The following is an 11,278-nucleotide window of genomic DNA, read 5'->3' as shown; positions in this document are numbered from 1 at the left end:
ATTACATAGTACGCTATCACCAACCTACTCTGATTACATCACCTTGTCGAGTGCCAATTGACCGGTCCCAATCATTGACCCATTCTTAAATACAATCGGGGTACACTCATCTTTAGTGGTCATACCGTCTGCGTGAACACGTTGCGTCCGGTAAAAAAGAACTTGATACTGGTCGCCATCCTCGGTCCATCGTTCAGTAAAATCAGGGGTGCCGAGCTTATTACGGACAGACTCAAAATCAGCATTTAAATTTAATTGAGCAATTGTCTGACGATTGCCCCGCTCGTCGTGAATTTGATCATACTGTGGATCGTCTTTATCCCAGCTAGGATCACTCACAACAATACATCCCGACAGTGAGAGCGTCATCATTCCCGCAAGTCCAGTCAATGCAAGCTTTCTGAATTCCATCTTCAATCTCCGATTTTTAGTTATTTTAAGAATTGTGCTCATTTCGCGCACTCACGACAAATTAAGCAAAAATCGCACCAAAATAATAACCCGTTGTTTTTAATGCATTTAATGATGTCTCACTTTACTTTAAGCTCGCATTGCTTAGTCATTTTCACCACTATGTGGCTGACATTGCAATAACAATGTAGCGAGATCGACCGCTAAGGTTTGGTGCTGTAGCTTCCCTAACCACTCAAGTGCGACCTCTCCTGTGGAGTTATCTATCGAGACCAAGCAATCATCATGTTCATGTAAAATACCGATAAAAATCGTGACAGGCTGCTTCAACTTGCGCTTCATCAAAATGTGCCCCGTCAGATTTTGCAGCAGCCGTTCAGCATCCTCTTGGCATTGCGGCATCAACAATTCAAAGCCCATTGACGGGGTTGTCTCACCAGTTGCAAAAGCGAGACTGAGATCACCGCTGAACCAATCGCCAAATAATCGTTTTACACTGTCATGAAATCGCATGTCTAATGCTGACTCTAACGTACTGAAGTCTTGCACTTCATCACGCTTTACAGGCCGCCAAATAACCTGCTCTTCACCTATTCGTTGCTGATATATCTTAGCATCCCACTCTTCAACCCATTCGGTTTTGGGTTCAGGGATCACTTCGAGGTAGCGCTCTAACAAAACGCTAACGGCGTGTTCAGTTGATACGGGGTTCATCTGGTGCATTTCCTTTTAACAGCGTAAAATAGATTTAACTAATTTAGTTTACCATGGAGCGCATCAATGCAAAAAAACGACCCACTCGCTCACCTAAACTTGGGTAAAGCCACTGATTACCCAACCACATACGACCCGAGCCAGTTGCATGCTGTAGCTCGCGAACTTAATCGCACACCCATTGGGATAACTCAAAAACTACCGTTTGATGGTCAAGACGACTGGACGGGATATGAAGTCTCATGGCTGAATAATAGAGGCTTACCGCAAGTGGCTATTGCTGAATTTTCTGTGCCCTGTGATAGCCCTCATTTAATTGAATCAAAGTCATTTAAACTCTATTTAAATAGCTTTAACGAGAGTCGGTTCGAAGACTGGCAAACCGTTGCGGATATCATGCAGCACGATTTGTCGACCTGCGCCGGTGCTAATGTCTTAGTCAGCTTAAGTTCTTTAGATGAATTAAGTGGCACGCCGATAAGTGGCTTACCAGGGGCGTGTATTGACGAACAAGATATTGAAGTAAGCACCTACGATTACCAACCAGACCTATTAACAGTCGATACCTCGATCATTGAATCAATTTCAGTGCATAGCCACTTACTTAAATCAAACTGCCTAATTACTAATCAACCTGATTGGGGATCAGTTTACATACATGGCGTTGGACCACGTCTCGATCGCGCAAGCTTACTACGCTATCTGATTAGTTTTCGACGACACAACGAATTTCACGAACAGTGTGTGGAACGTATTTTTATCGACCTGCAGCGCTTGGGCTTCACGCAACTGACTGTCTACGCCCGTTACACGCGTCGAGGTGGATTAGATATCAATCCGTTTCGTTCGAACTTTGAAAAGGCGCCACCGAGTGGGCAGCGCCTTGCACGGCAGTAGGATTAACTCGCATTCGGGTGAGGAATTTGTAACCATTGTAAGAAGCGTGCCTTCTGTTTAGCAGAAGGTGCTTCTATCGGCTCAATTTTCGCACCTGTATGTTGCTCTTCGCCCAGTACTAGTTCAGCAGTATGAAGTTGGTCACGACGGAAGAATGTGACTTCAACCGTATCACCGACTTCACGCTCTTGCAGAGCTTCTTCGAAACGTCCATCGGCCGCACGCTGCCCATCATAAGCAACAATCACGTCGCCTGGAGTAAAACCGGCGTCCCAAGCAGGTGAGCCTCGCTCTACCTGAACCAATTCAACACCCTCAGCGGCTGCTTTACCACGCCAACCGGCCCAAGGTTTTTGCTCATCAGCTGAAGCAAATGTCAGCTTCATACCAACGGTATTCAGCAACTCATCAAAATTGATCTCAGCGACGGGCGCATTAACATGCTCATCCCACCACTGCTGCCACGACTGACCTGTCAGCTCATCTAAGATAGCGACGACATCATCACTATTAAAGCCTTCCTCATCGGCATCAAAACGCTGATAAAGTGCATTATGAACATCGCGATAAGTCACCTCGCCATCAGTGCGCTCAATTAACGCTAGATCTAACAACCATGAAACCATCGCACCTTCTGAGTAGATATTAACTGAGAAGTTGTGAGCGCGATCGCCATACTGGTCACTCCAAGCTTCAAACGATGCTTCTGACACAGACATGATTTCACGCCCCGGTTTGCCGTAAAAACTCTCGATCCCAGAAGCAACGCGTTCGAAATACTCATCAGTCGTCATGATATCTGCTTGCATCAGCAAATGATTTTGGAAATAACTTGTTGAGCCCTCAGCTAACCAGAATAGGTCAGTGTAATTTTCCTTCTGATAATCGTATGGCACTAAGGCTTCCGGACGATAGGCTTTTACGTTCCAAGTATGAATCAGTTCGTGAGAAGCTGTTGATAAAAAGCTTAGATAGTCGTCTCTGCTTGCGTAGCTATAGCGTGGACGCTGAATGATCGTCGAGTTGCGATGTTCGGTTGCGCCACCTGCTCCCGAAGTCGCATGGATCATAAATACATAACGTTCATAGGGATGACCTTGCCAAATATTCTGCGACTGCTGAACAAGCTTTTCTAAGTCCTTAACGGTTTGTTCTGCATCGTAATTGCCTTCACCCCAAAAAACCACTTCGTAGTCACGATCGTCAACACTGAATTTATACAGTTCGTTGATACCTGTCTCAATGGGTGAGTCAACTAAGATATCCCAATTATCCGCCACAAACGTATGCTCTGCCTCTTTCTCCATGCCTGATACGCTGCGCCAATTGTCTTGCACATCAAGGCTGACCGTCACTGGCTCTGAGCGGTACTCGTCGGCATACATAAACACTGCTGACGCGTCTAAATAGGCGTGAGAGTCATCAATGTGGCGACTACGTCGTCCGAGTTGATTCGCATAAATTTGATAGTTGACCTTAACGTCATCACCTTGCGCTGACTTCGGTAAGTGAATGCGCCATGTGCTTTTATCAATTTTTTCCCAAGTCAGTGACTCACCATCTTCTGACGTTGCTTTAAATTCACGTACGCCATTGGCAAGATTTAAAATACGATAATAACCGGTTCGCCACGCTGGCATTTTGACGTCTATATAATCGTTTTCAACGTCAGGGAACACAATATCAACTTGGCCAGTGTGATGGGTCGGCTTCGTTAAATTAAGGTGGTAATCAACATCGGCCCAAGCGGGCGTTGATGCAGCGACTGCAAGTGCTAATAAAGATTTCTTAAACACGTTAACTCCTTGTGATGAGCTCGCTGGTTTTAATTTTTATAAGTAAGTATGCCGACGTAGAGTAGCATGATGAAACAAAGAGCGGGAGTCTGTGCGATTAGACGCATATTTTTACCGTCTAATGAGCGGGTTTCAGGCAAATTTTTACGTGCTTTCATCGAACATTTATAATTGAATGGTATACACTATGAGCATGAACATAAGAAAACGCGGTGAGACTGAGTTTTGAATCAATCGAATTCGACCGAAGAAAAACTAGCTATATTAGAAAAGCGACTCAACCAAACGATTCAGTCGCGAAAACAGCTCGAGGACGAATACCAACACGACTGGACTCATTTTTCCAACATGCTAACGCAGCTTTCATATGCTTGCGGAGGCTTAGACCAAAACCTTGATAACGCGTTAACCAAGCTGCGCGGTTTATTACAAAGAAACAGTGGAATGGAACTTTTGAAACCTGTTATGACAGAGTCAGAAGCTCATATCCAATCTGTTGCCAACCAAGTTCAGCGCAACCTAAAAGATGCTCACGAAGTCACCTTTGCAACACTCAACTGGTTACTCAAGCAACCCAACCTATCAAAGAGCGCGCGTTCGGAGTTACAACGCATCATTGAATTGAGTCAATCACAACACGTCTCAATCATGCATTATATGCCGTTGATGATTACACTGCTCAACTATTGTCAGCGGCTTGGCAGTGACATCGTAAGTGCACCAGAACAGCAAAGCCAAGCGCATCAAAAAATAGTGCTTAAGCTTATCACGCAATTGGAGTTTAATGGCTCGACAGAGCAACAGCTCAACTTAATCGCGAGAAAACTTAAAGGGAAACTCGACAACACCGAATTACTCTCAGTGTTAGTCAATTTACTAGAAACCATCATTGATGGCGTCAGTCTCGAGCGCCAATCGGCGCAGAATTTTCTGTTAGAGATTTCGCAAACCCTAGGTGTTGTTCAAGGCACACTCAGTCAAAGTGTAAATGAGCGAGGTCATTATGAGAGTGAAAATTCAAGCCTCAATGAACAACTCCAATCTAACGTTGATCGATTAAATGCATCGGTGCAGAATGCACAACATTTAGAGACACTTAAGCAAGAAGTAGCAAGCCACCTGTGTCAGTTAAATGAAACATTGAAAGAAAAATTGGCACTAGAAGAGCATGAGCGACAGCACTTCGAGCGTACCACGGCAAAACTGAGCAGCAAACTGACACATTTTGAACAACAGGTGCATCATTACAAACAAAAGTTGGCTGAGCAAAAATTTAAAAGCTTACAAGACAGTCTAACGAAACTACCTAACCGTGCCGCACTCGAAGAACGTATGCGGGTCGAAGAACAACGCTTCAAACGAACGAAAGAACCTGTCAGCATCGCCGTCTTAGATATCGACTTTTTTAAGCGTATCAACGACAATTTCGGTCACAGCGCGGGCGATAAAACGTTACAAGTCATTGCAAGTATGTTAAGAAAGGCAGTTAATGAATCAGATTTTGTCTGTCGATATGGTGGAGAGGAGTTTGTCGTACTGTTCCCCAACACACCGATCGCAGATGCTCAAGCACGCTTAGAAAAGGCGTGTGAACGTATCCGTAATATCCCATTCAAATTTAGATCAGAAGATATTAGGATTACCGTATCGGTTGGTATTGCTGAGTTACAGCAGGTCAACCAATCGTTAACCTCACTATTCGAAACAGCTGATAACGCACTGTACGAAGCCAAGAAGACAGGCAGAAATAAAATTGTATTAGCAAGCGCTGTATCGAATTGAGGAACACTGTTTAGGAGTAAGAAATAAGTAATGAAAGCAAGTATTTCACCTCAGGGAAGCATGTCCCTGCTATCACAATTAGAAATCGAACGGTTAAAAGCATCATCAAATAGTCAACTTTATAAGCTCTTTCGTAACTGCTGCTTAGCAGTTCTTAACGCAGGTAGCCACACCGATAGCTCAGCGGATATCTACGACAGTTATAAAGACTTTGAAGTCAATATCATTCGCCGTGAGCGCGGGATCAAACTCGAGCTTATCGAACCACCAGAAGAAGCCTTCGTAGATGGTGAGGTTATTGTCGGCATCCGAGAGCTACTTGAATCGGTCTTGCGTGACATCTTGTTTACGGGTGAGCGTTATTCAGAAACTGACTTAGAGCACGCTGACAGCGCCACCTTGACTCACGTTGTTTTTGATATTTTACGAAATGCACGTACATTACGTCCTCAAGAAGAGCCCAATATGGTGGTTTGTTGGGGCGGACACTCAATTAATGAGATTGAGTATAAATACACGAAAGATGTCGGCTATCATGTCGGTTTGCGTGGACTCAATATCTGCACTGGCTGTGGGCCAGGAGCCATGAAAGGTCCGATGAAAGGCGCAACAATTGGTCATGCAAAACAGCGTGTTGAAGGTGGTCGCTATTTGGGCTTAACAGAGCCAGGCATTATTGCTGCTGAGCCACCTAATCCAATTGTCAACGAGTTGGTGATTTTACCTGACATTGAAAAACGTCTTGAGGCGTTTGTGCGGTGCGCACACGGAATTGTCATATTCCCAGGTGGTGCAGGAACTGCTGAGGAGCTACTTTATTTATTGGGAATTTTGATGCACCCTGATAATCAGCGCCAAAGCTTACCTGTCATTTTAACCGGTCCTGCATCATCGCGTGACTATTTTGAAGCTTTAGATGAATTCATTGGCGCGACTATCGGTGATGAAGCCCGCCAGTTATACAAAATAATCATTGATGATCCGGCAGCCGTAGCTCAACACATGCATGCGGGTATGGCAGCGGTGAAACAATATCGACGTGACTCAGGTGATGCTTACTACTTCAACTGGACATTAAAGATTAATGAAGAGTTCCAGCGTCCCTTCAGTCCAACCCATGAAAATGTAGCTGCGCTCAACCTTCATCCAGATCAACCCAAAGAACGTTTAGCCGCGGACTTACGTCGCGCATTCTCAGCAATCGTGGCAGGTAATGTGAAAGATGAAGGTATTCGTCAGATACGCAAAAATGGTGTATTTACAATTCATGGTGAGCAAAGTCTAATGAAGCGACTTGATGAGCTATTACGAGCGTTTGTTGAACAAGGCCGCATGAAGCTGCCGGGTTCAGTATACAACCCGTGCTACAAAGTCATTACGGACTAATCGAATGCGCAAGCTTGGCTTAGTATTGTTTGTAGGTATTGTCGGCTACATCGCCATTCTAGGACTGGTAAAAGTATTTTACCAAGCAGATCCAGCGGATATGAAGTGGCAGGAGCGCGAAACCTACAACGCAATGCAAATCGGTCAGCTCGAACTCGGTATGTCAAAGGATCAGGTGATCCGTATGCTCGGATCGCCTGATATAAATGAAGCAAAGGAAACCTCACGCGGTGATCTCCACGTGCTATTTTATCGCACACACCATGTGACTTCCGACGGTATCACAACCAAGGACGAGTGTACTGCGTTATTATTTGAAAATAACCAACTAACGGCTTGGGGGAGTGGCGCATACGATAGCTATAAAGGCACTCAATGAATCGTTTAGATGAATTTTTAACGTCGTTTCGCTCTGCACTAGTACACTCCACTGCCGTTGAAATATACGCACAAACCAAGAAGCTTGAATACGAGATAAGTGAATATCAGTGGCCTGACTATTTTGCTCACTGGGCACTGGGTCATCGAGCGCAAAACCTGCCACACACGCTTGCGCTTCAAAGCGCAATCAATGTATTCAAGTTGAGTTATGAGCTAGGTTTAGCTACACCTTTCCGAAGACTATTAATGACTGCAGTATTAATTCGTACTTTGCCGACCCACTTAAGCAATACGAATCGTCTAAAATCTGAAGTTTTACATGCATGTCTTCATAAAAAAGAACGCCGTCACCACTATGCGTACTATTTAGTCGATTGGTCGTTGCACCTGGCGCGATACCAACTCGCCTTAGACGGCAAAGGAACCCTAAACCAACTTTTAATCGGCGAACATCACCTAGAGTATTGGCCCTACGCTGAACTAAGTCGACCGTACAGGGTAGAAAAGCTAACCAACGAACACCTCGAACCGGCTTTACAGCACAAGAGAGCGACGCCAGCGTATCTGAATAACTCAGTCAAACCGCCCAAGACACTGCTTAAAGCAATCAAGCGATTTGCGGATGGAACAGATTCATTAATTCCAATCATCGCAGCAATTGAACAACAGCCGGGTCTTAGAAAGGCGCTCCATCAAGCTGCGCGTGAGCATGCGCAGGTAGCCCCTTTTAAATCAACAAAACACGCGTACCTCTATCTTGGCGCGCAACGGGCGTCTCGTGTGCTGGCGTCCGCCAGTTTGCAGCAACACCTTGACCGCCATCGTATTCCGCTCCATGAAAGCCTGATGCAGCGACTGTCCTTACTTATTGAACTCTGGCGGCAACTTAATCAAACTGCTCAAATTAAATGGCCTGTACGAGAGAAGCTAATCGCGCAGATTATTGCAACTGACCTAATACATCATCCTACGCTTGCCAGTGCCATTCGATGGCCCACTGTACCCGATGATACACCGCTCAGTATATTCTCTATTATCGGCGCAGTTGTAGAAATTGAAAGGCAAAAATATAGCTCCATTCTAATTCATCGCTGGCGGCTACCTGAACAAGTAAATCAACTAATCAGGGTTCAACATGAAGTGACGAATAAACAACAAACAGTTTTCTTGCTCGGCTGCATCCTTTTACAACAGCTTTATGCAGGAGAAAAACAAACGCCTAAACGCTGGCTCGCGTTATTGCCCAAACTTTGCGAACGCCTCAATTTAGATGCGACGCAGTTATTGCGTATCAAAAGCGATGCCATATCGTTTTGTCATAGTTATACGCCATTAAACACACACATTTGCGCAGTGAATGATTACAATCACCCAAGCGAATAATATCCACGCTAGTCCATCGGCGGTTGTAGTGCTAGACTTTCGGAATCCGCAAACTCCTAATTTAATGTAGTAGCTAGGCATAAGGAACGAATATGAGCAGAAAAATCACAGTGATCCCAGGCGATGGTATTGGTCCCGATATCGTCAAATCGGCCCTCGCTATTCTAGAAAAAGCGGGCTGTGAATTCGACTACGAATTTGTCGACGCAGGTCTCACAGCGCTCGAGAAAACGGGTGAGTTGTTGCCACAAGCTACATTGGACGCCATAGCTAAGAACGGCGTTACCTTAAAAGGCCCATTAACAACTCCGGTTGGAGAAGGCTTTACTTCAATTAACGTCAGTTTGCGTAAACGCTTTGGTCTGTACGCGAATTTACGCCCAGTGAAGTCATTCAAAGGTACTCAAGCACGTTATGACAATATTGATATTATAACGGTGCGAGAGAATACCGAGGGTATGTACTCAGGTCTGGGTCAGAAAGTCAGTGAAGATGGTTCAGAAGCGGAAGCAATGAGCAAAATCACACGCGCTGGCGCTGAACGTATCGTGCGTTTTGCCTATGACCTTGCTCGCCGCGAAGGCCGTAAGAAAGTGACAGCGGTACACAAGGCAAATATCCTTAAATCAACCTCTGGACTGTTCCTAAAAGTCGCCCGCGAAATCGCTGATGAATACCCCGACATTGAATCAGCCGAGATGATTGTTGATGCAGCATGCATGCGCTTGGTGATGAACCCAGAAGACTTCGACGTATTAGTCACCACCAACTTATTCGGCGATATTCTATCTGACCTTTGTGCAGGCCTGGTTGGCGGTCTTGGTATGGCGCCTGGTGCAAACATAGGCAAAGATTGTGCAATTTTCGAGGCTGTGCACGGTTCAGCACCGGATATCGCAGGTAAAAATTTAGCCAACCCAAGCTCGGTCATTTTAGCCGCTGTGCAAATGCTTGAGTATTTAGAAATGCCTGAGCCAGCAGAGAAAATTACTCGCGCTTTAGCTGAGGTTATCGAATCAGGTGATCGTACAACGCGCGACTTAGGTGGTAGTCATGGCACTACTGACTTTACAGACGCCATCATTGAGCGTTTATAAACAGAGCTAATTTTCATTGTCTAACTTAGAATTGAAAAAATACATTCCATCTTTATAAGTCGATAGCTGAGAAAGGCTTCGTGTAAATAGCAGAACATTACGCCCAAGCCAAAGCTCAAAAGGGTTTACGAGAATAAGCGAAACGTCATAGGGCTTATTTAGAGATGGACTGGAGTCCGGAGCAGGTATCGGTTGTCTATACGCGACTAGATTATCCAATCAGTCACGAGTGGATTTACAGTTACGTTCTCACTAATTTTTACGGTGGCGATGGTGTATTTACTCACCCTCGCCACCAATTATTGATGCCCTGACCCTGCACCGTCTCATCTGAATATTGATCTGCTACTTGCTTTGATATGAGAATAAACAAAGCCCCGCGAGGGCGAGGCTTTGGATTCAAATAGACACGCTAGAATTAATTTTCCTTTTCTAACTTACAGTTGCAAGAGTAGCATTCCGCCTTTGGAAGTCGATAACTAAGAAATGAGCGAATTACTTGGTTTTTCTGACAGCTAGGACAAACATAATTTATTGACTTAACGATCAGTGTTATTGCAAATACAAAGCTCAATATGTAAAAGGGATTGAAATAGAACTCCCCCCCGATTTTTACAAAGTTAAAGCCAATAATACAGATTATTAAAGCTATCAAAGTCGCTTTAAATTGATTGTGTCTTGCCATGGTATCACCTAATTAAATCTTCTATTTTTGACTTTACTTCCTGAGCCGCCTGTTTGACATCATTTCCTGTTAAAGTAAAAGATTTACTGACGGTGGCATCAGCACCAAGTGAGGGGCCAATTTCTACAGTAGCACTAGATTCGGAACTAGACGCATCCCCAATACTGACTGTCCCTACGCCAACTCCCGCATCAATAGAGGCTGACGGATCATCGAAGTTCTGATCGGTATGACTTCCGGCTCCCATGCCAAATGTCAATCCAACAATCGCCCCTTTCTGCTTTATAACGCCTGTAGTGACATCTGAACCGACATTTGAAACACTAGTACTAAATCGCACAAACACCCCAGAAGTAGTATTTCCTTGGCCGCTAGCATTAGGTTTAAAACTTACAGTTCCAACATCTACTGCTCCCACGAATGGCACCTTTAGCGACAAGAAAGTTTCTTCGTAGTCTCGTCCATCTGGATCAACATATTTATAAGGATTGTTAGCCGCGTATACATATCTATTGAACCCTTGAATTTTACCTTCAGAAAGGAAAGATGCTGTACCCTTAGGATCATTCGAATAAAATCGCCCAATCACTGAATCATAGTATCGTGCCTGCATATACATTAATCGACACTACGAGCCATAGTACATTGTTGTTACCAACGGAGTAAAATTGATCCACTGACAACGGTTTAAAAGTGATCCACCTGAGGCATCATAGCCGCACTTTTCAATAAGACAAGGCGGCCTA

General features: G+C 44.6%; 11 protein-coding genes. 7 read left to right on the top strand and 4 right to left on the bottom strand.

What is annotated here, in order from left to right:
- Positions 1 to 33: 33 nt before the first annotated feature.
- Together AWU56_RS03530 and AWU56_RS03525 are read right to left on the bottom strand one after the other, a co-directional pair.
- Positions 34 to 411 (bottom strand): DUF3192 domain-containing protein, encoded by a 378-nt coding sequence (locus AWU56_RS03530; RefSeq protein WP_286681777.1) that lies wholly within the window; start codon positions 409 to 411, stop codon positions 34 to 36.
- A 144-nt stretch (positions 412 to 555) separates the two neighbouring features.
- Positions 556 to 1,125 (bottom strand): SecY-interacting protein Syd, encoded by a 570-nt coding sequence (locus AWU56_RS03525; protein ID WP_286681776.1) that lies wholly within the window; start codon positions 1,123 to 1,125, stop codon positions 556 to 558.
- Positions 1,126 to 1,191: 66 nt separating this feature from the next.
- Between AWU56_RS03525 and queF the strand changes: the two genes are divergently transcribed.
- Positions 1,192 to 2,022, top strand: a complete 831-nt coding sequence (gene queF / locus AWU56_RS03520) for an NADPH-dependent 7-cyano-7-deazaguanine reductase QueF (RefSeq protein ID WP_006955294.1) — start codon at positions 1,192 to 1,194, stop codon at positions 2,020 to 2,022.
- A gap of 2 nt (positions 2,023 to 2,024) precedes the next feature.
- On the opposite strand, the gene AWU56_RS03515 is transcribed toward queF, so the two are convergent.
- The gene (locus AWU56_RS03515) at positions 2,025 to 3,818 is read right to left on the bottom strand and encodes a M61 family metallopeptidase (protein ID WP_286681775.1); all 1,794 of its coding nucleotides are present in this window, start codon (positions 3,816 to 3,818) and stop codon (positions 2,025 to 2,027) included.
- 225 nt (positions 3,819 to 4,043) lie between these two features.
- Between AWU56_RS03515 and AWU56_RS03510 the strand changes: the two genes are divergently transcribed.
- The 6 genes from AWU56_RS03510 to AWU56_RS03485 all read left to right on the top strand — a co-directional run bounded on the left by AWU56_RS03510 (position 4,044) and on the right by AWU56_RS03485 (position 10,161).
- Positions 4,044 to 5,600 (top strand): GGDEF domain-containing protein, encoded by a 1,557-nt coding sequence (locus tag AWU56_RS03510; protein WP_286681774.1) that lies wholly within the window; start codon positions 4,044 to 4,046, stop codon positions 5,598 to 5,600.
- Between the two features lie 30 nt (positions 5,601 to 5,630).
- Positions 5,631 to 6,986 (top strand): nucleotide 5'-monophosphate nucleosidase PpnN, encoded by a 1,356-nt coding sequence (gene ppnN, locus AWU56_RS03505; RefSeq protein ID WP_286681773.1) that lies wholly within the window; start codon positions 5,631 to 5,633, stop codon positions 6,984 to 6,986.
- A 4-nt stretch (positions 6,987 to 6,990) separates the two neighbouring features.
- On the top strand, positions 6,991 to 7,365 hold the full coding sequence (locus AWU56_RS03500; protein WP_272977916.1) for a DUF3192 domain-containing protein: 375 nt from the start codon (positions 6,991 to 6,993) through the stop codon (positions 7,363 to 7,365).
- Positions 7,362 to 8,750: a hypothetical protein gene (locus tag AWU56_RS03495; RefSeq protein WP_286681772.1), complete on the top strand. Its 1,389-nt coding sequence runs from the start codon at positions 7,362 to 7,364 to the stop codon at positions 8,748 to 8,750. The genes AWU56_RS03500 and AWU56_RS03495 overlap by 4 nt, the downstream gene beginning before the upstream one ends.
- 92 nt (positions 8,751 to 8,842) lie before the next feature.
- Complete coding sequence (locus tag AWU56_RS03490; RefSeq protein WP_006955288.1) at positions 8,843 to 9,847, top strand: isocitrate dehydrogenase; 1,005 nt, start codon at positions 8,843 to 8,845, stop codon at positions 9,845 to 9,847.
- Positions 9,848 to 10,011: 164 nt separating this feature from the next.
- Positions 10,012 to 10,161 (top strand): hypothetical protein, encoded by a 150-nt coding sequence (locus AWU56_RS03485; RefSeq protein ID WP_286681771.1) that lies wholly within the window; start codon positions 10,012 to 10,014, stop codon positions 10,159 to 10,161.
- A gap of 375 nt (positions 10,162 to 10,536) precedes the next feature.
- Here the strand turns inward: AWU56_RS03485 and AWU56_RS03480 are convergent, their stop codons facing one another.
- Positions 10,537 to 11,151, bottom strand: coding sequence for an RHS repeat-associated core domain-containing protein (locus AWU56_RS03480; RefSeq protein ID WP_286681770.1), 615 nt, complete (start codon positions 11,149 to 11,151; stop codon positions 10,537 to 10,539).
- Between the last annotated feature and the right edge of the window lie 127 nt (positions 11,152 to 11,278).

Source organism: Idiomarina sp. T82-3 (genome assembly GCF_001577655.1).
Classification (GTDB): domain Bacteria; phylum Pseudomonadota; class Gammaproteobacteria; order Enterobacterales; family Alteromonadaceae; genus Idiomarina; species Idiomarina baltica.
Note: the sequence above shows the minus strand (reverse complement) of the source record. Positions and strands in the feature narration are given on the sequence as shown.